At 65.9% G+C, this 22675-nt stretch carries 20 protein-coding genes; 15 read left to right on the top strand and 5 right to left on the bottom strand.

Annotated features, from left to right (window positions below):
* The first annotated feature begins 17 nt into the window (after positions 1-17).
* A complete protein-coding gene (locus tag FHX47_RS03760) occupies positions 18-1133 on the top strand; it encodes a quinone-dependent dihydroorotate dehydrogenase (protein WP_183357512.1) in 1116 nt (371 codons plus the stop codon).
* Here FHX47_RS03760 and FHX47_RS03755 read toward each other — a convergent pair.
* Positions 1108-1716, bottom strand: coding sequence for a DUF3043 domain-containing protein (locus FHX47_RS03755; protein ID WP_183357511.1), 609 nt, complete (start codon positions 1714-1716; stop codon positions 1108-1110). The genes FHX47_RS03760 and FHX47_RS03755 overlap by 26 nt on opposite strands.
* A 108-nt stretch (positions 1717-1824) precedes the next feature.
* On the opposite strand from FHX47_RS03755, the gene FHX47_RS03750 reads away from it, so the two are divergent.
* The 5 genes from FHX47_RS03750 to def all read left to right on the top strand — a co-directional run bounded on the left by FHX47_RS03750 (position 1825) and on the right by def (position 6118).
* A complete protein-coding gene (locus FHX47_RS03750) occupies positions 1825-2220 on the top strand; it encodes a HesB/IscA family protein (protein ID WP_183357510.1) in 396 nt (131 codons plus the stop codon).
* A gap of 254 nt (positions 2221-2474) precedes the next feature.
* A complete protein-coding gene (gene ctaC, locus FHX47_RS03745) occupies positions 2475-3374 on the top strand; it encodes an aa3-type cytochrome oxidase subunit II (RefSeq protein ID WP_183357509.1) in 900 nt (299 codons plus the stop codon).
* Positions 3371-5095, top strand: a complete 1725-nt coding sequence (ctaD, locus tag FHX47_RS03740) for an aa3-type cytochrome oxidase subunit I (RefSeq protein WP_183357508.1) — start codon at positions 3371-3373, stop codon at positions 5093-5095. Before ctaC ends, ctaD begins: the two co-directional genes overlap by 4 nt.
* 7 nt (positions 5096-5102) lie before the next feature.
* Entirely contained in the window at positions 5103-5507 is a 405-nt protein-coding gene (gene ctaF, locus FHX47_RS03735; protein WP_183357507.1) for an aa3-type cytochrome oxidase subunit IV, read from the top strand.
* A 20-nt stretch (positions 5508-5527) separates the two neighbouring features.
* The gene (gene def, locus FHX47_RS03730; RefSeq protein WP_183357506.1) at positions 5528-6118 is read left to right on the top strand and encodes a peptide deformylase; all 591 of its coding nucleotides are present in this window, start codon (positions 5528-5530) and stop codon (positions 6116-6118) included.
* A 24-nt stretch (positions 6119-6142) separates the two neighbouring features.
* Here def and trpD read toward each other — a convergent pair whose 3' ends face one another.
* Positions 6143-7192 carry an anthranilate phosphoribosyltransferase gene (trpD, locus tag FHX47_RS03725; RefSeq protein WP_183357505.1) on the bottom strand — a complete coding sequence of 350 codons (1050 nt, stop codon included), beginning with the start codon at positions 7190-7192 and terminating at the stop codon, positions 6143-6145.
* Positions 7193-7425: 233 nt separating this feature from the next.
* Here trpD and ctaE point away from each other — a divergent pair, with 233 nt between their 5' ends.
* From ctaE to qcrB, 4 genes are all read left to right on the top strand, one after another.
* On the top strand, positions 7426-8073 hold the full coding sequence (gene ctaE, locus FHX47_RS03720; RefSeq protein ID WP_183357504.1) for an aa3-type cytochrome oxidase subunit III: 648 nt from the start codon (positions 7426-7428) through the stop codon (positions 8071-8073).
* Positions 8074-8131: 58 nt separating this feature from the next.
* On the top strand, positions 8132-8929 hold the full coding sequence (gene qcrC / locus FHX47_RS03715) for a cytochrome bc1 complex diheme cytochrome c subunit (protein ID WP_183357503.1): 798 nt from the start codon (positions 8132-8134) through the stop codon (positions 8927-8929).
* Between the two features lie 65 nt (positions 8930-8994).
* A complete protein-coding gene (qcrA, locus tag FHX47_RS03710) occupies positions 8995-10047 on the top strand; it encodes a cytochrome bc1 complex Rieske iron-sulfur subunit (RefSeq protein ID WP_183357502.1) in 1053 nt (350 codons plus the stop codon).
* Positions 10044-11771 carry a cytochrome bc1 complex cytochrome b subunit gene (gene qcrB / locus FHX47_RS03705; RefSeq protein ID WP_183357501.1) on the top strand — a complete coding sequence of 576 codons (1728 nt, stop codon included), beginning with the start codon at positions 10044-10046 and terminating at the stop codon, positions 11769-11771. The genes qcrA and qcrB overlap by 4 nt, the downstream gene beginning before the upstream one ends.
* A 42-nt stretch (positions 11772-11813) precedes the next feature.
* Here qcrB and FHX47_RS03700 read toward each other — a convergent pair whose 3' ends face one another.
* The 3 genes from FHX47_RS03700 to hisS are packed head-to-tail and all read right to left on the bottom strand — an operon-like array spanning position 11814 to position 16379.
* Positions 11814-13193 carry a replication-associated recombination protein A gene (locus FHX47_RS03700; RefSeq protein WP_343064289.1) on the bottom strand — a complete coding sequence of 460 codons (1380 nt, stop codon included), beginning with the start codon at positions 13191-13193 and terminating at the stop codon, positions 11814-11816.
* 38 nt (positions 13194-13231) lie between these two features.
* Positions 13232-15004, bottom strand: coding sequence for an aspartate--tRNA ligase (gene aspS, locus FHX47_RS03695; RefSeq protein ID WP_183357500.1), 1773 nt, complete (start codon positions 15002-15004; stop codon positions 13232-13234).
* A gap of 10 nt (positions 15005-15014) precedes the next feature.
* Positions 15015-16379 carry a histidine--tRNA ligase gene (gene hisS / locus FHX47_RS03690; protein WP_183357499.1) on the bottom strand — a complete coding sequence of 455 codons (1365 nt, stop codon included), beginning with the start codon at positions 16377-16379 and terminating at the stop codon, positions 15015-15017.
* Between the two features lie 104 nt (positions 16380-16483).
* Between hisS and FHX47_RS03685 the strand changes: the two genes are divergently transcribed.
* The 5 genes from FHX47_RS03685 (at position 16484) to FHX47_RS03665 (ending at position 22660) form a co-directional block, all read left to right on the top strand.
* Complete coding sequence (locus FHX47_RS03685) at positions 16484-17815, top strand: DUF349 domain-containing protein (RefSeq protein ID WP_183357498.1); 1332 nt, start codon at positions 16484-16486, stop codon at positions 17813-17815.
* Between the two features lie 94 nt (positions 17816-17909).
* A complete protein-coding gene (gene mltG / locus FHX47_RS11055) occupies positions 17910-19877 on the top strand; it encodes an endolytic transglycosylase MltG (protein ID WP_183357497.1) in 1968 nt (655 codons plus the stop codon).
* Positions 19874-20794, top strand: a complete 921-nt coding sequence (locus FHX47_RS03675; RefSeq protein ID WP_183357496.1) for a shikimate dehydrogenase — start codon at positions 19874-19876, stop codon at positions 20792-20794. Before mltG ends, FHX47_RS03675 begins: the two co-directional genes overlap by 4 nt.
* A gap of 96 nt (positions 20795-20890) precedes the next feature.
* Positions 20891-22135, top strand: a complete 1245-nt coding sequence (gene aroC, locus FHX47_RS03670) for a chorismate synthase (RefSeq protein ID WP_183357495.1) — start codon at positions 20891-20893, stop codon at positions 22133-22135.
* Positions 22136-22141: 6 nt separating this feature from the next.
* On the top strand, positions 22142-22660 hold the full coding sequence (locus FHX47_RS03665; RefSeq protein ID WP_183357494.1) for a shikimate kinase: 519 nt from the start codon (positions 22142-22144) through the stop codon (positions 22658-22660).
* Positions 22661-22675 lie beyond the last annotated feature (15 nt).

The raw sequence follows: 22675 nt of genomic DNA, 5'->3' as shown, positions 1-22675 counted from the left end.
ACCGATAGGATCGGGGCATGCCCCGCCCCGCACCGCTGTACAGCACCGCATTCCGCACTGTGTTCTCCCGGATGGATCCCGAGCGGGCGCACTCACTGGTGGTCGCCGGCCTGCGCATCGCCCACCGCGGGGGTGTGGGCCGGCTGCTGGAGGCCCTCACCCGGCCCGACCCCAGCCTGAGCACACACGCCCTCGGGCAGCAGTGGCCATCACCCTTCGGTCTCGCCGCCGGCTTCGACAAGGGAGCCGTGGCAGTGCTTCCGCTGGGGAGCCTGGGGTTCGGCCATATCGAGATCGGCACCGTCACCGCGCGGGCGCAGCCGGGCAACGAACGCCCGCGACTGTTCCGGCTGCTGGCTGATCGGGCATTGATCAACCGGATGGGTTTCAACAACGACGGCGCCGCAGCGGTGCGCACCAGATTGGAGCGCACCCGCCGGCTCCTGACTGCGCTGCGGACTGCCGGGCGCCATGCTCCGATGATCGGGGTGAACATCGGCAAGACCAAGATCGTTCCCCTGGACGGCGCCGTGGAGGACTACCTGCTCTCCGCCCGCGAACTGGCCCCGCTGGCCGACTACCTGGTGGTCAACGTCTCCAGCCCCAACACCCCGGGGCTGCGCCAGCTGCAGCAGATCGATACGCTGGCGCCGCTGCTGCGCGCAGTGGGGGAGGAGGCCGACGCCGCAGCCGGGGCTCATGTGCCGCTGCTGGTGAAGATCTCTCCGGATCTGGCAGATGACGACGTCGACGCCGTCGCCGACCTCGTGGCGCAGCTGAGGCTGGACGGCATCATCGCCACCAACACCACAATCTCGCGTGAGGGCCTGACCAGCTCGGCCGAAACCCTCAGCGCCGCCGGAATGGGCGGACTCAGCGGCCCGGTGCTGGCTGAGCGTTCCACAGAGATCCTGGTGCGTCTGCGCCGCAGGCTGCCCACGGAGACCACCATCGTCTCTGTGGGAGGTGTGACCACTGCCGAGGACGTCGCAGAAAGGCTGCGGCTGGGGGCAGACCTGGTGCAGGGCTACTCGGGGTTCGTCTACCAGGGACCGTTCTGGGTTCGCCGCATCAACCGCGGCCTGGCCCGCATGGCCGACACGTCGCTCAGCGGATCTTCTCGCCGCGGCTGACCATCGGTTTGGGCAGGCGCAGCCGGCGCACCTGCAGGGCACGCATCGCCGAGTAGAAGCGGATCCCCTTCTCCATCTGGCCCACCCCGAACGTGGTTTCGATGCGCTTTCGCACCTGTCGGCCGACCCACCAGCACTCGACGATCACGGCGAACATCACGGCCCACAGGCTGAAGGCCACCATCGTGCGAGCCTGCTCGGTCATGATGAAGGAGGCGAAGAGGAAGACCAGCACAATGATCAGCAGCCACTCGCCGATGCCCGTGCGGGAATCGACGAAGTCCCGCGCAAGGCGCTTCTGCGGCCCCCGGTCACGGGTCGGAAGATACTTCTCCTCCCCGGTCTCCATGGCTTGGCGCATCTTCGCCCGGTCCTCAGCGACCCGCTGCCGCTGCCGTTTGCGGGCCTCCTTGCGGTCGTTGGCCACTAGGGGGCGCTTGCGGGCAGCCTCCTGCTCCCTGCGCGTGGGAGTGGGCACGCCCTTCTTCTCCGGAAGCTTCTTAGCCGGCGGCTCTTCCGCAGCCGGTTCTGCGGGCTGCGGGGGGATGGTCTCATTCTGGGTCTTCTTCTTACGTCCAAGCACTGGGCCAGTCTACTGCCGCAGATGACCCAGCCGGGAATGATGCAGGTCCAGAGTTGGTTGATACCCTTCAAGAACGAAACACCGTCACACCAGGAGAGGGAGAACGTGATGAGCATTCCGACCCAGGAGACCGCAGAGAAGACCCAGATCCGTGGCAACGAGGTGGAGGGTCACAAGACTCACCAGGTCGAGATTTCCGAGGCCGCCGCAGAGAAGGTCTCCTCACTGCTGCAGCAGGAAGGGCGCGAGGATCTGCGCCTGCGGGTCGCTGTGCAGCCCGGAGGCTGCAGCGGCCTGATCTACCAGCTCTACTTCGATGAGCGAACCCTCGACGGCGACGCTCTGCGCGAATTCGACGGTGTGCAGGTCATCGTGGACAAGATGAGTGTCCCCTATCTGGAAGACGCCAAGATCGACTTCGAGGACTCGATCTCCAAGCAGGGCTTCACCATCGACAACCCCAATGCTGGCGGATCCTGCGCCTGCGGAGACTCCTTCCACTGATCAGCCGCAGTTTCTCTACGTAATGTAGAAGTCACATTGAAACCCGCGTTCCCCGCAGGAGCGCGGGTTTCTCTGTGTCCGGCTGCCACGCCCAGGGTGTCTGACCTGCCCGACTACTACCAGTCGTAGTAGTCTTGTCCCAGCGTAATGATGTCGCTCATCGGCTCCGGAGACACCAACCGTCCGGCACTGATCGAGACCAAAGTGAACGTGCGCGAGTCACTCGCACACCAAGTGAAGAGGAAGGGCCGTCTGTGAGTTCTTCGCAGAAACGAACGGGCAGCTTCAGCCGCACGGCGAAGTCGCTCGCCCTGGCCGGGGTGACCCTGCTGGTGCTCACCGCCTGTGCTGAGGACAGCTCCGCACGGCGCGGTTGGCTGCCGGGGGAGCGGAACACCACGTCCAACACCGCAGAGATCACCGACCTGTGGATCAACTCCTGGATCGCCGCAGTGGCCATCGGTGTGCTCACCTGGGGCCTGATGCTCTGGTGCATGGTGGCCTACCGCCGCCGCAAGGGCGAAACCGGATACCCCCGCCAGCTGGCCTACAACGTGCCGCTGGAGATCCTATACACCGCGGTGCCGCTGGTGATGGTTGCAGTGCTCTTCTTCTACACCGACCAGGTGCAGCGTTCCATCGATGATCCCTATGAGGAGCCCGACCTCACCGTGGAGATCTACGGCAAACAGTGGTCCTGGGACTGGAACTACACCTACACCGCCGACGACGGCACCGAATATGAGGTCCACCAGGCCGATGTGCAGGCCAACCTCGACGGCGAGGAGGGTGTGCGCGAGACTCTTCCGACCCTCCACCTTCCGGTCGACCATGACGTCACCTTCGAGCTGAAGTCCCGCGACGTCATTCACTCCTTCTGGGTCCCGGCCTTCCTGCAGAAGCGCGATATGGTCCCCGGACGCACCAACTACATCTACCTCAGCCCCCAGGAGACTGGCTCCTTCGACGGCAAGTGCGCCGAACTGTGTGGTGAGTTCCACTCTGAGATGCTCTTCAACGTCGAAGTGGTGGAGACCGATGAGTTCGTCGACCACCTTGAGACGCTGGACGAGGGGCACCGCGGAGACGAGTACAACCGCAACCCCAACCTGTATGACCAGGAGACCCTGACCGGAGGAACTGAGCAGCAATGACGACGTTGGAATACTCCTCAGACCAGTCAGGTCAGCAGACCCGGACAGTCCCAGTGTCCAAGGGCCGGATCGCGGTGGACTGGATGACCACCACCGACCACAAGACCCTCGGGTACATGTACCTGATCACCTCCTTCGTCTTCTTCTGCCTCGGCGGCGTGATGGCGCTGATCATCCGCGCCGAGCTCTTCGAGCCCGGCATGCAGTTTTTGCAGACCAAGGAGCAGTACAACCAACTGTTCACCATGCACGGCACGATCATGCTGCTGATGTTCGCCACCCCGCTGTTCGTGGGTTTCGCCAACGCGATCATGCCGCTGCAGATCGGGGCACCGGATGTCGCCTTCCCGAGGATGAACGCGCTGTCCTACTGGCTGTTCACCTTCGGATCCATCGTGGTGATGCTGGGCTTCCTCACCCCGCAGGGAGCGGCAAGCTTCGGCTGGTTCGCCTACGCGCCGCTGTCTGACACCACCTACTCACCCGGGGTCGGCGGGGACCTGTGGGTCTTCGGCCTGGCGCTGACCGGCTTCGGCACGATCATGGGCGGCGTCAACTTCATCACCACCATCATCTGCCTGCGCGCACCGGGTATGACCATGTGGCGCATGCCGATCTTCACCTGGAACACCCTGATCACCTCGATCCTGGTGCTGATGGCCTTCCCGCCGCTGGCGGCGGCGCTCTTCGGCCTCGGGTTCGACCGGCGCCTGGGCGGCAATATCTTCGACCCGGAGTCCGGGGGTGCCATCCTGTGGCAGCACCTCTTCTGGTTCTTCGGACACCCGGAGGTCTACATCATCGCCCTGCCGTTCTTCGGCATCGTCTCGGAGATCTTCCCGGTCTTCAGCCGCAAACCGATCTTCGGCTACAAGGGTCTGGTCTACGCGACCATCGCCATCGCGGCCCTGTCCGTGACGGTCTGGGCGCACCACATGTACGTCACCGGTGCAGTGATGCTGCCCTTCTTCGCCCTGATGACCATGCTCATCGCCGTGCCCACAGGAGTGAAGTTCTTCAACTGGATCGGTACCCTGTGGCGAGGGTCGCTCACCTTTGAGACACCCATGCTCTGGAGCCTGGGCTTCCTTGTCACCTTCCTGTTCGGAGGACTGACCGGAGTCATCCTGGCCAGCCCGCCGCTGAACTTCCATGTCTCAGACACCTACTTCGTCGTGGCGCACTTCCACTACGTGGTCTTCGGCACGGTGGTGTTCGCCATGTTCGCCGGCTTCTACTTCTGGTGGCCGAAGTGGACCGGCAAGATGCTCAACGAACGTCTGGGCAAGATCAACTTCTGGATGCTGTTCATCGGCTTCCACGGAACCTTCATGATCCAGCACTGGCTGGGGGTGATGGGCATGCCGCGGCGCTACGCCGACTACATGGTTGAGGACGGGTTCACCGCGATGAACCAGTTCTCCACGGTGTTCTCCATGCTGCTGGGCGCCTCGCTGATCCCGTTCTTCTGGAACGTGTGGATCACCCACCGCAGGGGCAAGCGCGTCCTCGTCGACGACCCGTGGGGCTTTGGAGGGTCCCTGGAGTGGGCCACCAGCTGCCCACCGCCGGCCCACAACTTCCATTCGCTGCCGCGCATCCGCTCCGAGCGCCCCGCACTGGATCTGCACCACCCGGAGCTCTCGGAGCGGCACAGCCTGCAGAGCCCGGCAGGAATGATCTTCGGCCCAGCTGACCAGCAAGACAAGGCAGGAGTCTAGGAAAGTCATGAAGGTAAGCTTCATTCTCTTCGGCGGCATCGGAGTCTTCCTCCTGGTGGTCACTGTGGTCTACGGTGTATGGACCCAGATGGGCGAGCTGGCCGGCTTCCCGCTGCTGCTGCTCACCGCAGGGCTGGGGTTCATGCTCTGGTGGTATCTGCGCTCCACGGCCAAGAACGCCGACGAGGAGATGTTCGCAGACGATCCGGACGGCGAAATCTCCGACATGTCCGGAAACTACGGGGACTTCTACCCGTGGAGCTGGTGGCCGTTGGGCCTGGGCGCCGCCCTGGCGTTCGTCGTTTTCGGCCTGGCCGTCGACTGGTGGGTCCTCTACCTCTCGCTGATTCCGGTCATCTTCTTCATCACCGGTTGGGTCATGGAAGGTAACCGCAAGACCTACGCCCACTGAGGGCGCGGCCGCAGACTCTGATGAGCGTTCACCCCATTGTGATCCACGGGGAGCCGGTGCTGCACCGGCGCGCCCGCGAGGTGGAGACCTTCGACGCCGAACTGGCCGCCCTCATCACCGATATGGAAGAGACCCTCGAGGCCTCCCGGGGGGTGGGTCTGGCCGCACCTCAGATCGGCGTCGGCCTGCGCGTCTTTGTCTGGAAGTACGACGGCGACACCGGCGAGGCACCAGCTCAGGGCGCGATCATCAACCCGAGCCTGCGGCTGATCGGCAAGGTCTCCCAGCAGCTGCCTGATCCAGAGGACGACGTCGAGGGCTGCCTCTCGGCCCCCGGGTACAGCTTTCCGCTGAAGCGCAGCGATCATGTGGAGCTCACCGGATTCGACCCGGCCGGGGCGCCCATGCGTTTCGAGGTCACCGGATGGTTCGCGCGCATCATGCAGCACGAGTTTGACCACCTCGACGGCTACCTCTACGTCAACCGGCTCAAGGAGCGCTACGCCAAACGGTGGAAGAAGGTGCTCAGGCGCGAAGGTTGGAACGTGCCGGGCCATTCGTGGATGCCCGGTGTCGATCCCGATCCCTTCGGCCACGACAGTACCGAGTGATCAGAGTCTGCTGTGGCCCGGCGCCTATGAGGTGAAGGCCACCCAGCGCTGCAGCACATCGGCGGCAGCCCCGGAATCTATGGATTCCTCCGCTCGAGCCATATTGGCCCGAATTCGTGAAACGGCATCGCCGGTGGAATCCTCATCGAGGGCGGTGAGCCCGGCGGCGGCGTTGATGAGCACCGCATCGCGGACCGGACCCGGCTCCGCGGCCACCAGCCGCCGCACCAGCTGCGCATTGTGCTGCGGACTGCCGCCCTGCAGGTCCTCGACTGTGCACCGTGAGACGCCGAGATCTTCAGGGGAGAGCTCGTAGTGGGTGACGCCTTCGGCACGGACCTCCCACAGGTCTGTCTGTGCCGAGGTGGTGATCTTGTCCCGGCCGTCGCGTCCTCGGAACACCATGCCGCGCGTGCCTCGAGCCCACAGGGCCTCAGCCAGCGGACGAGCCAGCTGCTCTGAGGCGCAGCCCAAAGCCTGAGCCTGCGGGCGGGCCGGGTTGGACAGCGGGCCCAAGAAGTTGAATGCGGTCCGCACGCCCAACTGTTTGCGCGCCGCCATCACATGGCGCATCGCCGGGTGGAAATGTTGGGCGAACAGGAACGTGATGCCCACCTGCTGCGCTGCCGCGGCCAGACGCTCGGCAGGCAGGGTGAGATTGACCCCCAGGGCCTCAATCACATCAGCGGCACCGGCTGTGGTGGAGGCCCCGCGGTTGCCGTGCTTGACGACGCGAGCACCGGCACCCACGGCCACCAGCGAACTCATCGTTGAGATGTTCACGGTGCCCAGCCGATCGCCCCCGGTGCCCACGATGTCCAGGGCGGGGCCTGGCACAGAGATCGGCTCCGCTTTGGCCATCATGGCCTCAGAGAGCCCCAGCAGCTCCGGACCCGCCTCGCCCTTGGCCCGCAGGGCTGTGAGGAAGCCGGCTATCTGGACATCAGCCAACTCTCCGCTCATCAGTCGACTCATCGCCCAGGCCGCTGTCTGTTCGCTCAGATTCTCGCCGGCGATCAGCGTTTCCAACAGTTCGGGCCAGGAGACGGAAGACGGTTCAGATGAAGCAGCCATGGTCCTCAGCCTATCCGTCCCCAGGGGGACGTCGTCACTTCAGAGACCCGAAAACGGGTGCGCCCGCCTGAGGTTTACTACGCGCTGTAGAAATAATTGTGCAACTTTCAGTAACGCTCACCGACGTCGATCCCAGAGATGACGCGGAACGAGGCGTCATGGGCCGGTCTTTGGACGCGCCACACCCAGCCGGCCAATGGCAATGAAGACGATTTTCAGGACATAATGGTTCTGTGACCACTGCAACCCAAGCCTCCAACGCTCCGTCGCGCACGTTGCCGAACCGGCCAGACATGGTCTCGGTGGGCACCATGGTGTGGCTGACCAGCGAGCTGATGTTCTTCGCCGGCCTGTTCGCCATGTTCTTCACGCTGCGCTCTACGCAGCCCGAAATGTGGGCCGAGTACAGCGCCGGACTCGACGTCGCCCTGGCAACGCTGATCACCGTGATCCTGGTGAGCAGCTCCTTCACCGCACAGTTCGGCGTCTTTGCCGCGGAACGGCATCAGCCCCGGCGCACCGGCGGCCTCTGGAACGTCAAGCACTGGGGGATGGTGGAGTGGTACATCCTCTCCTTCCTGCTGGGATCCATCTTCGTGGCCGGCCAGACCTTCGAGTTCGCCGAACTGGTGTCCCACGGGACGACCATCCAGGCCAACTCGTTCGGCTCAGCCTTCTACATCACCACCGGCTTCCACGGCATCCACGTGATTCTCGGGCTCTTCGCGTTCCTCTTTGTGGTCGCCCGGGCCTACTACAGCGTGAAGTTCACCTCCAAGGAAGCCCACGCCGCCGTCGTCATCTCTTACTACTGGCACTTTGTGGACGTGGTGTGGATCGCGCTGTTCGCGATCGTCTACCTGCTGCCGATATTCGCATGACGACCCCACACCCATCACGCTCGACCCCCGCACCTGAGAAGAAAAGGACACCGGCTAAGTGAAGGCATTGACGCAGAAGCGCCGCCACCCGTTCGCCTTCGTGGCGCTGCTCCTTCTGGGACTGCTGCTCACCGGCGGACTGTATGCCGCTGCGACAACGGTCAACGAAGCGCAGGCATCCAACCTGCCCGAGGGCTACAGCACCGAGCAGGTGGAGGAGGGCGAGCGGCTCTTCACCGCCAACTGTGCCACCTGTCACGGCATGGGTGCTGACGGCACGGAGAACGGCCCATCGCTGGTGGGAGCCGGGGCCGCCTCGGTCGAGTTCCAGGTCGGCACCGGCCGGATGCCCATGCAGATGCATGGCCCGCAGGCTCAGGAGAAGCCGCCGCAGTTCAATGACGAGCAGACCAGCCAGCTGGCCGCCTATGTGGCCTCGCTGGGCTCCGGTCCCGCTGTGCCGGCCGAGGAGTATCTTGATACCGACCAGGGCGACGCCTCCCGCGGCGGCGAGCTGTTCCGGATCAACTGCGCCATGTGCCACAACGCCGCAGCCGCCGGCGGTGCGCTCACCGAAGGGAAGTTCGCACCGTCGCTGGATGGGGTTGAGCCGGTTCATATCTACACCGCGATGAGCACCGGGCCGCAGAATATGCCGGTCTACAACGACGCCAACATTCCGCCGGAGGACAAGCGAGACATCATCGCCTTCCTGAAGAATGACCACTTCCAGTCCTCCCCGGGCGGGTTCTCGCTCGGCTCCCTCGGACCGGTCTCCGAGGGTCTGCTGATCTGGACGCTGGGACTGGCGCTGCTGATCGGGTCCATGGTCTGGCTGACCTCCCGGTCCTCCTAGGACGGGCGCAGAGAACACTCAAGCACCTATACCGCACGTAAGAAACAGCAAAGGACACACACCATATGGCCGAGCAGGGTAACGGCGAGTCGGGCGCCGCCGTCACAGGCGGCGAGGGGGGCTCCGAATCGTCCGCCGTCGACAATCCCGGGCTGCCTCCACACCGCCCGCGTTTGGCTGATGTGGACGAGAAGGCCGCCAAGCGCAATGAGCGGCAGGTCTCCGTCCTGTTCCTCATCTCGATCATCGGCACGATCCTCAGCTTCATCGGCTACTTCGTCGTCGGCCAGACCGAAGGCAATTTGGGTGATCTGCGCCTGCAGAACACGCTGCTGGGCGTCGGCACTGCGCTGGCAATGCTGGGAATCGGTCTGGGTGTGGTGCACTGGGCGAAGACGCTGATGCCCGATCACGAGATCGTCGAGGACCGCAAACCGCTGCGCACGGAGGAGGACCGGGCTGAAGCGGAGCAGATCGTCACCGAGGTGATCGATGAGACGCAGATCAAACGCCGTCCGCTGCTGCGCAACACGCTGATCGCTGCTGCGCTGATCGCCCCGCTGCCCGCTGTGGTGATGTTCCGCGACCTGGACCGCAGCGACGACTTCGGCCCGGAACGCATGCGTCACACCCTGTGGGATGAGGGCGTGCGTCTGGTCCGCGACCCCACCGGAACCCCGATCCGCGCCTCGGACCTGACCATCGGCTCCGCCATGCACGTCATCCCGGAGAACCTGCCCGAAATCTCCAGCCACGGAGAACGCATCGCGGAGAAGGCCAAGGCCGTGGTGCTGCTGATGCGGATGAACCCCGATGACTTCGAACACACCAGTCCCGGCCGGGAGAACTGGACCCATGAGGGCATCATCGCCGCCTCGAAGGTCTGCACCCACGTCGGCTGTCCGGTGGCCCTCTACGAGCGCCACACCCACCACCTGCTGTGCCCCTGCCACCAGTCGACCTTCGACGCGGCTCGGGAGTTCAAGGTCATCTTCGGACCTGCCGGCAGGCCGCTGCCGCAGCTTCCGATCACTGTTGACGCCGAAGGGTTCCTGGTGGCCCGCAGCGACTTCACCGAACCTGTCGGTCCGACCTACTGGGAGCGTGGCGAAGCATGAGCGCCTCTAAGACGACATACACCGAGGCCGACTACCTGGCTGTTGATGAGTACGAGCCGAAGACCAGCGGCGGCCGGATCGCCAACTACATGGACAAGCGCGTTGCCGGCACCGGCATGGTCCGTGAGTTCGGACGCAAGGTCTTTCCGGACCACTGGACCTTCATGTTCGGAGAAGTGGCACTCTACAGCTTCATCATTGTGGTGCTCTCCGGGGCGTTTCTGACCTTCTGGTTCGACCCCTCGATGGCCACCACACGCTATGACGGCTCCTATGCGCCGCTGCAGGGCCTGGAGATGTCCATGGCCTATGCCACTTCCTTGGAACTGAGCTTTGATGTTCGAGGCGGGCTGTTCATGCGCCAGCTGCACCACTGGGGTGCGCTGCTCTTCGTCATGGCCATGGCGGTGCACATGCTGCGTGTGTTCTTCACCGGTGCCTTCCGCAAGCCGCGCGAGCTCAACTGGGTGGTCGGTGCTTCACTGCTGCTGCTGGGTATGGGCGCAGGGTTCACCGGCTACTCGCTTCCCGATGAGGTGCTCTCCGGGAACGGGCTGCGCATCATCGATGGAATGCTGAAGGGCCTGCCGGTGGTGGGCACCTACATCAGCTTCTTCCTCTTCGGCGGAGAGTTCCCCGGAAGCGAGATCATCCCGCGACTGTACTCACTGCACATCTTCATCATCCCGGCACTGATCCTGGTGCTCATCGCGGTGCACCTGTTCCTGGTCGTGGTGCACAAGCACACCCAGTACCCTGGTCCCGGACGCACCGAACGCAATGTGGTCGGCTTCCCGGTCGGACCGGTGTACGCCGCCAAGGCCGGCGGATTCTTCTTCATCGTGTTCGGCATCATGGCGCTGATCTCCGGCACCTTCCAGATCAACGCCCTGTGGAACTACGGACCCTATGATCCCTCGCCGGTGCAGGCAGGCGCGCAGCCGGACTGGTACATCGGCGTCTTCGAAGGTGTTCTGCGCCTGGTGCCGGGCACCATCGGGGATCTGTCGCTGGACTGGGTCATCCCCACACCGTGGGGAGGAAACACGGTGGCATTCCCCATCCTGCTGGGGATACTGCCGGTGGCGGTTCTGTTCATCGGAATGTTCCTCTGGCCCTGGATCGAAGCGTGGATCACCGGTGACCGCAAGGAGCGGCACCTGCTGGATCGTCCGCGCAACGCCCCCACGCGCACTGCAGTGGGCACCGCGGCTGTGACGTTCTACATGATCATGTGGGGGATGGGCGCCAACGACATCATCGCCACCCACTTCAGCCTCTCGCTGAATGACATCACCTACTGGTCCCGGGTGCTGATATTCGTCGGCCCCGTCGTCGCCTACATCCTCACCAAGCGGATCTGCCTGGCCCTGCAGCGCAAAGACCGCGAGACAGCTCTGCACGGCCACGAGGCCGGCGTCATCGAAGTCTCACCCGATGGTGGCTTCCATGAGCGGCACCAGCGGCTCAGTGACCACGAGCTGTGGACCCTGACCTCCTTCGAAGCGCCGCGGCCCAGTGGCCCCCGGCCCAACGCCAAGGGCAAGGTCACCGCCGTGGAGAAGCTGCGAGCCGGACTCAACCGCATGTGGTTTGAGGAGCGGGTGGCCCCGGTCACGCGTGAGGAGTACCAGCAAGCGCTGGAGCATGATCACCACGACGAGGACGGCGGCCTGGAGGCAGCCGGATCCTCGCAGGGCAGAATCACCCGCGGCGGAGACTGAGTCCGTGGACGTCTGAGCTGGCGCAGTCAGAGCTGCGCCGGCTCAGGAGCCCTGGCCGCGGATGATGCTTCGCAGCCTGTCCAGCCGTGCGGCGACCGCGCGTTCGTGGCCGTTCTGGCTGGGGGTGTAGTAGTCCACTCCCACCAGGTCATCGGGGGGATACTGTTGGGCGGCGAGGTGATGCGGCTGGTCATGGGCGTAGACGTACTCCGTGCCGTGGCCCAGACGCTCGGCGCCGGCATAGTGGGTGTCCCGAAGGTGGGCCGGCACGGGGCCGCCCTTGCCGGCGCGCACATCAGCGATGGCCGCTCCCAGAGCCGCATAGGAGGCATTGGACTTCGGGGCCGTGGCGATATGGACGGTGGCTTGGGCCAGCAGAATCCGTGCCTCCGGCATGCCGATGAGCTGGACGGCATCGGCCGCCGCCACCGCGGACTGCAGGGCCGAGGGATCGGCCATGGCGACCTCCTCACCGGCAGCGATCACCAGCCGCCGGGCAATGAACCGAGGGTCCTCGCCGGCGACGATCATACGAGCCAGGTAGTGCAGAGCGGCGTCGACGTCGGAGCCGCGCAGTGACTTGATGAACGCCGAGACGACGTCGTAGTGCTGATCGCCGTCCTTGTCGTATCGCTGTACGGCGTAGTCGGCGGCCTGTTCGGCGTCGGTGGCGGTGATCGTCGTCTCGCCCCGGCCGGAGGTCACCGCCGCTGCGGCTTCGGTGATGGTCAGTGCCCGGCGAGCGTCCCCGCCGCAGACGCGCAGGATATGGTCGCGGGCGTCATCGTCGAGCTGGTAGTGGCCGTCCAGGCCCCGCTCGGTGCTCAGCGCCCGGTCCAGCAGCCCCGAAAGGTCCTCCCTGGTGAGCGACTGCAGGCTCAGCAGCAGTGAGCGCGAGAGCAGGGGCGCGATCACGCTGAAGGAGGGGTTCTCCGTGGTGGCGGCGACCAGGATCACCCAGCCGTTCTCCACCCCGGGCAGCAGCGCATCCTGCTGGGCCTTGTTGAAGCGGTGGATCTCATCGAGGAACAGCACCGTGGTGATGCCGCGCAGGTCCCGGTCGGCCAGCGCCTGGTCCATGATCTGGCGGACGTCCTTGATCCCGGCGCGGATCGCGGAGAGCTGCTCAAACTTGCGCTGACCGCCCTTAGCGATCACATGGGCGATCGTGGTCTTACCGGTGCCCGGAGGCCCGTAGAGCAGAACCGAGCTGGGGCCTGCCGGCCCGGAGGACCCTTCGGCCAGCACCCGCAGGGGAGAGCCCTCGCGCAGCAGGTGCTGCTGACCGAGGACCTCATCCAGCGTCTCAGGGCGCATGCGCACCGCCAGCGGCGTGTGGCGTGCGGGCCGGCCGGAGGGCCCGCCGCCGTCGTGGTCGGACTGCGCGCTGGAGAACAGGTCTCCGCTGAGCGGATCGGTCACCGCAGCCTCCTGGAGTGGACGGTCATATCCCCTTAAGCCTATTGGTGGATTGCTGACTCCGGTTTAGCGTCGACGCCGGCTTCCCGGCGCTGCTGGGCAGTGATGGGTGCCGGTGCTGAGGTCAGGGGGTCAAAGCCGCCGCCGGTCTTGGGGAAGGCGATGACCTCGCGGATGGAGTCCTCGCCGACCAGCAGCGCGACCACCCGGTCCCAGCCGAAGGCGAAGCCGCCGTGCGGGGGAGCACCGTACTTCATCGCATCCAGCAGGAAGCCGAACTTCTCCTCGGCCTCGGCCTGGCTGATGCCCATGACGTTGAAGATTCGCTCCTGCATCTGCCGCTGGTGGACACGGATGGAGCCGCCGCCGATCTCGTTGCCGTTGCACACCAGATCATAGGCGTAGGCCAGAGCGGCGCCCGGGTCCTCGTCGAAGGAGTCGGCATACTCCGGCTTGGGTGCGGTGAAGGCGTGGTGCACGGCCGTCCAGGCCCCGGAGCCGACGGCGACGTCGCCGCTGGCCCGCGCCTCAGCGGCTGGTTCGAACATCGGGGCGTCGACGACCCAGACGAAGGACCACTTGGTGTGATCGATGAGTCCCACGTGCGCAGCGATCTCGTCGCGGGCTGCTCCCAACAGTCCGCGCGAGGGAGAGGTCTCACCGGCGGCGAAGAACACGCAGTCGCCTGCGGAGGCTCCCACAGCCTCAGCCAGGCCAGCCCTCTCCTCCTCGGAGAGGTTCTTGGCGACCGGGCCGCCCAGTTCGCCGTCGTCGCCGATGAGCACATAGGCCAGACCCTTGGCGCCGCGCTGCTTGGCCCACTGCTGCCATGCGTCCAATTGGCGCCGGGGTTGGGAAGCACCGCCGGGCATCACCACCGCACCCACATAGGGGGCCTGGAACACCCGGAACGGGGTGCTCTTGAAATAGTCGGTGAGTTCGGTGAGCTCCAGACCGAACCGCAGGTCGGGCTTATCGGTGCCGTAGCGGCGCATCGCCTCGTGGTAGGTGATGCGCGGCAGCGGGGCCCCCAGGTCCACGTCGATGAGCTTCCAGAGCTGGGCGACCAGGCCCTCGGTGAGCTCAATGATGTCTTCCTGGTCGACGAAGCTGGCCTCGATGTCCAGCTGGGTGAACTCCGGCTGCCGGTCCGCGCGGAAGTCTTCGTCGCGGTAGCACCGGGCAATCTGGTAGTAGCGCTCGATGCCGCCGACCTGCAGCAGCTGCTTGAACAGCTGCGGAGACTGCGGCAGCGCGTACCAGGAGCCCGGGGCCAACCGGGCCGGGACCACAAAGTCCCGTGCGCCCTCCGGGGTGGAGCGGGTCAGGGTTGGGGTCTCCACCTCGGTGTAGGACTGCTCGTGCAGGAAGTTGCGAGCGATCCGGTTCGCCTCCGAGCGCATCCGCATGGCCCGCTGCGGGCCCGCGCGGCGCAGATCCAGGTAGCGGTGGCGCAGCCGGGCCTCCTCACCAACCGCCACATGCTCATCAATCTGAAAGGGCAGGGGGGCGGCAGTGTTGAGGACCTCGGTCTCCTCGGCGATGATCTCCACCTCGCCGGAGACCAGCTCGGGGTTCTCGTTGCCGGCGGGCCGACGCTCCACGGTACCGGTGACCCTGAGCACGTACTCGTTGCGCAGCTGGTCGAAGTCCTTCTCCTCGCGGACCACCACCTGAGCCACCCCGGCGGCGTCACGCAGATCCAGGAAGGCCACCCCGCCGTGGTCGCGGCGACGGGCCACCCAGCCGCTGAGGGTGACGGTCTGACCAATGAGTGCGGCGTTGATCTCGCCGGTGGTGTGAGTGCGGAGCACAGTGTCCTTCCTAAAGTTCTTCGGCGGTGCTGGGTTCGTCCGTGATGCTGATGATCTGTGGTGTGCGGTCTTCGGCCGGCGGGGCCCAGATGGCGGGGTCGGCTGGGGTCTGTTCACCGGAGCGGATGTCCTTGACCTCGTGGGCGCCGTCGTCGTGGGTGAACCAGACGAACGGGATGCCTCTGCGGTCAGCATATTTGATCTGTTTGCCGAACTTCTCTGCGCTCAGCGCCACTTCGGCGCTGATGCCCCGGGCCCGCAGCTGATCGGCCACGGTCTGGGCGGCGCCCCAGTCCTCATCGGAGCTCAGGGCCACATAGACGGCGGTGGGGACTGTGCGGGAGGCGGCCAGCTCCCCGGCGTCCAGCAGCCGCGAGAGCAGCCTGGTGACGCCGATGGAGAGCCCGACGCCGGGGAAGGCCCGTTTTCCTTTGGTGGCCAGCGACTCGTAGCGGCCCCCGGAGCAGATGGAGCCCAGCTCCTCATGGCCGTGCAGCACCGTCTCGATCACGGTGCCGGTGTAGTAGTCCAGGCCGCGGGCGATCGACAGGTCCGCTTCGGCCCGGCCCGGCACCCGGGTGCTCAGTTCGCCCATCACCAGGCTCAGCTCGGCCAGGCCCTCCTCCAGCAGGGCGGTCTCACCGACAGCCTCGGCTCCCAGCAGCGCACGCACCTGGGCGGCCACATCGGGATCGGCGGTGCGGATCGAAGCCAGGGCCAAGGCCTGCTGCGCCTGTGCCTGGGTGGCGCCGGCGGATTCGGCAATCTCGGCGGCGACCCGGTCCTCGCCGACCTTCTCCAGCTTGTCCACTGCGCGCAGCACGGCGGCGGTGTCCTCGATCCCGATGGCCCGGTAGAAGCCCTCGGAGAGCTTGCGACTGTTGACCCGCAGGGTGAAGTCGCCGATGTTCAGCGCTTGGAGTGCACGGGCCATCACCACCGCGATCTCCACATCGGAGCGGACCGGCAGCTCGCCGTCGCCGACGATGTCGATGTCCGCCTGGGTGAATTCCCGGAACCGGCCGGCCTGGGGACGCTCGCCGCGCCAGACCTTCTGAATCTGGTAGCGGCGGAAGGGGAAGGCCAGGTGTCCGGCGTTCTCGGTGACGTAGCGCGCGAAGGGAACCGTCAGATCAAAGTGCAGGGCCTGCTTCGCCTCGGCGGCGTCGTCGTGGATCCGGGAGACCCCGTAGACCTCCTTATCGATCTCGCCCTTGCCCAGCAGCACCTCGACCGGTTCCACAGCGCGAGACTCGATGGAGGCGAAGCCGTGGGCCTCAAAGACTCGGCGCAGGGTGTCGAGCACATGCTGCTCCACGATGCGCTCCTGCGGCAGCAGCTCGAGATAGCCGGAGAGGGATGCTGCACGTGCCATCAGTGGGTGGGCTCCTTGAGTCTGGACGCAGGGTCTGGGGTCAGATGTTTCGCACCAACGTGCCAAACCTGACCATCATATCCGTTGCCGGTACTCTTGATGGCATGAGTCCTGCAGTCAAGCCCACATACCACCAGACTTCCCTCGACGAGGTGCGTGAGCGCACCCGCGTGGATGCCGAAGGTCACGTCTACGTGAGCCCCTCACCCCAGTCGGAATCAGGCGAAGCCGCCGGTGAGGCCGCCACGAATGCTGCCTCAGCGCCGGAGCAGTACGTGGGGCAGTTCTCCGCCGGTGGTCCGGACGAGGCTCTGCAGTACTTCATCCGCAAGTTCGACGAACTCTACAACCGTGCCCTGCTGCTGGCCGCACGGGTCGCCACCCAGGCCGACTCCGCTTCCCACCTGCGCTCAAGCCGCGAACAGCTGAGCAAGGAGCTTGATGCCGGGGTGTGGGTCGGCGACGTCGAGTCGCTGCGCAGCCTGCTGGGCGAAGTTGAGGCTGGCATTGACGCCATCGCCGCTGCGGAGGCCCAGCAGCACGAGGCGGCGCTTCAGGCCAAGATCGCCGTGCGTGAGGAGATTGTGGCCCAGGCCGAGGAGCTGGCCGCCGCCGACCCTGACACCCAGCATTGGAAGAGCGCCCAGGCGAAGATGGCTGAACTGTTCGACTCGTGGAAGTCCGAGCAGCGGACCCCGCCACGACTGACGAAGGCGCAGGAGGACCCGCTGTGGCGGCGCTTCCGGGAGGCGCGCAGCACCTTCGAGCGCCATCGCAAGGCCTTCTTCGTGCGTCGCGATAAGCAGGCCGCGGAGATCAAGCGGGCCAAGGAGGAGCTCATCGCGGAGGCGGAGGCGCTGCAGAGCTCCACCGACTGGGGCCCCACCACCAAGGCCTACCACCGGCTGATGGACTCGTGGAAGGCCGCCGGGCGCGGACCCCGCAAAGCCGAGGATGCTCAGTGGGCGCGGTTCCGGGCGGCCCAGGACGTCTTCTTCTCCGCCCGGGACCAGGCCAACGCCGAGATTGACGCCGAGTACGGCGAGAACCTCAAGGTCAAGGAGGACATCCTGACCAAGCTGCGTGAGCTCATGCCGTTCACCAAGCCCGATGCTGTCCGAGAGCGCTACCTGAAGCTGATTCAGCAGTGGGACGACGCCGGCAAAGTCCCGCGCGCCGACGTGAAGCGCATGGAGCGCGCGATCACCGAGGTTCAGGACGCGTTCCGCAGCGCCGAGGGGGGCACGCGCAGCCCGCGGGAAGCCGCCCGCACCGAACGCCAGGATGACATGCTCACCCAGTTGGAGGACACCATCGCTGCGCTGCAGGCAGACCTCTCGGCCGCTGCGCAGTCCGGTGACAGCAAGGCGCAGAAGGATGCCGAGGAAGCGCTGGCGGCACGGCGCGGCTGGCTTGAGATGCTGAAATCACGATAGATAACAGATAGATTACAATCGTTAGGTCCCAGTGTGCCTGGGCGGGCCATCCCTGTGGTCAGACCTGCCGTCGATATCCCCAGCGAGGAAATGCGTGAGCGATGAACAGCCACCCGAGGTGGGTTCTCGGCGTCGCAGACGAGAGATTCGCGAAGCCAGAGAACGCGCCCGTATGGCGCAGCGCGAACGCGAGTCTGCAGTCCGGCGGCTGAGCACCAGCTCCACCGCCGAGGCTGACGCCGACGCTGACGCGCAGGGGCACCGGCCGGCGCTGTTCGACCAGGAGACGCAGACGCCCAAGGATGAGCGCAGCCGCCGCCAGCGCGCTCCGCAGCCGGTGCCGTCACACCCCACCGACGACGACGCCGGCGGCAGCCACTCTGCCCTGGCCGCTGAGGGGTACCTCACTCGCCGCGAACTGCGCCGGCTCAAGACGCAGCAGACTCCAGTTCAGCAGACCCCAGCTCGGCAGCCGGACCAGGAGCCGAGGCCGGACCAGGGGTCAGAGTCACCTCAGGGGTCAGAGTCGCCTGACGAGTCAGGGCCGACCCAGGCGTCGGAACCGCAGGAACCGGTTCAGCAGCCAGCTCAGGAATCGGCTCAGCAGTCGGACACGACGTCCGGCGCAGCTTCTGCCGATGAGGCACCCTCTGCCGATGAGCCACTCCGGCCCTCCGATGATGTGCCCGCAGCGACGACACCTTCCACGCCCTTTGAACATGTGGTCTCCCCGCACTCTGCCGCCTCCGGCGAGTACCGCGACGTCGATGCCGAACCTCACCAGGCCGACATCTATGAGTACGATTGGGACGCGGACGCCGATGAGTTCATCGACGAGGACGACGACGGCGCGCCGATGCTTGTGGAAGCGTCCGACTACGGACGCGGATACCAGACGGTCGCACCGGCAGAGGGGTACATGAGTTTCAGCATGCTCAAGCGTCGGCAGGCCAAGCGTCGTCGTCGTAATATCACCTTGACCATTGCCCTGGCCGGCTTCGCAGTGCTGGTCATCAGCTTTGTGCTGATTGTCAACTCATTCCTGGGCGACGACACGGTCAATGACTATGAGACTCAGGCCGGAGAGACGATTGAATTCCAGGTGGTCGAGGGTGATGGCTTTGAGTCTGTGGCCAACCGATTGGTGGAGCAGGACATCATCGCCAGCGGTGATGCGTTCTGGGATGCCTTGGATGAGCTGGACAACGAGCCGACCCCGCAGGCCGGGTCCTATGAGGTCCGCGAACAGATGCCTGCCGAAGACGCCGTCGCCGCGCTGTTCGATGACAGCCCGGCCGCCCGGTACGTGGCGCTGAATCCTGGCATACAGATCGATGATGCCCTGGCAGCAATCGCCGAGGGCACCCACCTGGAACTTGAGGAGCTGGAGGAGCTCAACGCCAATCCGCAGCAGTTCGGGCTTCCGGAGGAGGCCGAATCGTTGGAGGGCTATTTGGCCCCCGGAGAGTACCGGCCCGCCCTGGACGCCACGGCGGAGGAGGTCATTGAGGCGGCGGTCGCACCGACCTTCGAAACGTTGGAAGAGCTCAACATCACAGATGAGCAGCAGCAGTGGCGCACGGTGATCATCGCCTCGCTCATCACCGCAGAGGCCAACCATGAACAGCCTGATGACTACCCGCTGATCGCCGGGGCCATCGAAAACCGTCTGCAGCCGGACAACACCGAGACCGACGGGCTGCTGCAGATCGATGCGGCCGTCAACTATGGGTTGGAGGGCGAGACGGGCCTGCACTTCAGCGACGAGGACCGCCAAGACGATTCCAACCCCTACAACACCTACCAGAACGAAGGTCTGCCCCCGGGTCCGATCGCCGCGCCGACCGTTGACACCCTGGAAGCTGCGGCCAACCCGGCTGACACTGATTACTACTACTGGGTCACGGTCAACGTCGCCACCGGTGAGACCGAGTTCAACGAAACCTACGCTGAGCATCAGCAGGATGTGCAGGAGTTTTTGCGCTGGTGCCGGGAGGAGGACGATGAGGGGCTCTGCGGCTCGGCTGAAGTGGAGGCCGCAGAGGACATGGTTGAGGAGTGAGCCGGTCCCCGGCGACGCGTGCGGCAGTGCTGGGCTCGCCCATCAGCCACTCGAAGTCGCCTCAGCTGCACACCGCCGCCTACGAGTATCTCGGCGCGAACATCGAATACAGCCGGATCGAACTGGGCGCCGAGCAGGCTGCTGATTTTCTGCGCGAGCGCGCACAGGACTACCTCGGCTTCTCGGTGACCATGCCGCTGAAGGCGGTCATGGTGCCGCAGATGAGCAGCGTCTCCGAACGGGTGAGCCTGCTCGGGGCGCTCAACACGATCAGCGTTCAGCAGAGTGTGACCGGCCCGCCGGTGCTGCGCGGGGAGAACACCGACGTCGACGGCATCACCGCAGCCCTGCGTGAGGCCGGGCTGCAGGCCCCGGGTGCGGACACAGGCGCGGACACCCTCGCGGTGATCGGTGCCGGGGCCACTGCGGCAGCGTCTCTGGCCGCGGCAGCCGAACTGGGATTCAGCAGCGTGCGGGTCTACGCCCGCTCGCCCGAACGTGCCGCATCAGCGGTTCCGTTGGCCCATCGACTGGGACTGCACAGCGAGATCCGCAGCCTGGATCAGCTGCCCAGTGATCTCAGCGGTGATCTCAGCGACGATGTCAGCGGCAGTGCGGTGGCCGCCGTCGTATCCACCCTGCCGCCGCGCACAGCCGACTCCCTGGCGGCGCAGCTGAGGCCGTTCGGCCGCGCCCTGCCGCTGCTGGATGTGGCCTATGACCCGTGGCCCTCCGCACTGGCGACGCGTTGGCGCGCCGCCGGCGGCGTCGTCGTCTCCGGACTGCAGATGCTGCTGCACCAAGCGGTCAAACAGGTGGAGATCTTCACCGAGTCCGCTGCCCGCCCGCCGACCAGCCTCAGCGAGGCGGAACACGCGCAGCTGCTGCAGCGGATGCGCGCCGCCGTCGACCTCTGAACCCTCTCCCAGCGCTGGGGCTTTTCACAGCGCTGCGCCGTCTCACAGCTCGAACCGGCTTAAGCCTGCGCCGTGCGGAGCGATAGGATGAACCCCATGTTGCGCTGGCTGACCTCCGGAGAATCACACGGCAAATCCCTGGTGGGCATCATCGAGGGGCTTCCCGCCGGTGTGGAGCTGACCACCGGCCACATTCAGCAGACCCTGGCGCGGCGCCGCCTCGGGTACGGGCGCGGGGCGCGGATGAAGTTCGAACAGGACCAGGTCCAGCTGCTGGCCGGGGTGCGCCACGGCTCCACAATGGGGGGCCCGGTGACCATCGAGATCGCCAACACCGAATGGCCCAAATGGGAGAAGATCATGTCCGCCGACCCGGTGGACCCCGCCGAGGTCGAGGGCCTGGGCCGCAACGCGCCGCTGACCCGGCCGCGACCCGGCCACGCTGACTACACGGGTATGCAGAAGTACGGCTTCGCCGAATCCCGGCCGGTGCTGGAGCGCGCTTCGGCGCGGGAGACCGCCACCCGCGTGGCCCTAGGCACTGCCGCCGGCCAGTTCCTCAGGGGACTGGGCATCACCACGGTCGCCCACACCACCGCTGTGGGCACCGTCTCGGTGCCTGAGGACGCGCCGCTGCCGGACGCCTCCGATGTGGAGAGCCTCGACGCCGACCCGCTGCGCTGCTTCCACCAGCAGACCTCGGAGGCGATGGTCGCTGAAGTCGACGCCGCGCACAAGGCCGGGGAGACGCTCGGGGGGGTGGTGGAGGTCGTCGTCGACGGTGTGCCGCCGGGGCTGGGCAGCTACGTGCACTGGGACCGCAAGCTGGACTCCCGGCTGGCGGGGGCGCTGATGGGCATCCAGGCGATCAAGGGGGTGGAGATCGGCGACGGGTTCCGCACGGCGGCCCGCCGCGGTTCCGAAGCCCATGACGAGATCGAACTGGATGATCAGGGACAGGCTGTGCGCTCCACCAATCGTGCCGGAGGCATCGAGGGCGGCATGAGCATCGGCGGCACGCTGCGGGTGCGTGCCGGTATGAAGCCGATCGCCACGGTGCCGCGCGCGCTGCGCACAGTGGACACCGCCACCGGCGAGGCGACCACCGCCCACCACCAGCGCTCCGACGTCTGCGCGGTTCCGGCCGCCGGCGTCGTCGCCGAGGCCATGGTCAGTCTGGTGATCGCCCAGGCGGTGCTGGAGAAGTTCGGCGGCGACAGCCTGCCCGAGGTACAACGCAACCTGGCCAGCTACTTGGACAGTCTCCCCACACTCGGCGGCGACCCGCAGGCGGGGGGCCACGACGGCGACCCCGTCCAGCCTCCGGCCCATATCCAGTGATCAGCCATGCCCAGCAATATTGTGCTCATCGGCCCCATGGCCTCCGGAAAGTCCACGGTGGGGTCGGCGCTCGCCCGCCGGCTGAGCCGGCCGCACCTGGACACTGACCATTTCTTCGTCGCCCGGCACGGGGCCATCCCGGTCTTCTTCCGCACCCGCGGTGAAGCGGCATTCCGTGCGGCGGAGGAGAAGATCGTCGCCGAACTGCTGGATTCCCCGCGCCCCTCGGTGGTCAGCCTCGGCGGCGGTGCGATCCTCTCAGCAGCGACCCGGCAGCTGCTCGCCGACTGCTTCGTCGTCTTCCTGGACGTCACCGAAGCCCAGGCTCAGCTGCGCATCGGTGATGCGGTGACCCGGCCGGTGCTCAGCTCGGAGCCGAACGTCACGCCTATCGAACGCTGGAAACAGATCTATGCCGAGCGTGAGCCGCTGTACCGCCAATGCGTAGACTTGGTGGTCAGTTCCGCAGAGGATACGGTCGATTCCCGAGTCGATACCATCGTGCAGAGCATGGCAGCCCGCTGAGGCGGCCACTGCCCA

Source organism: Garicola koreensis (genome assembly GCF_014195445.1).
GTDB lineage: Bacteria > Actinomycetota > Actinomycetes > Actinomycetales > Micrococcaceae > Nesterenkonia > Nesterenkonia koreensis.
The sequence above is the reverse complement of the archived record's forward strand: the minus strand, read 5'-3'. Positions and strand labels throughout refer to the sequence as shown.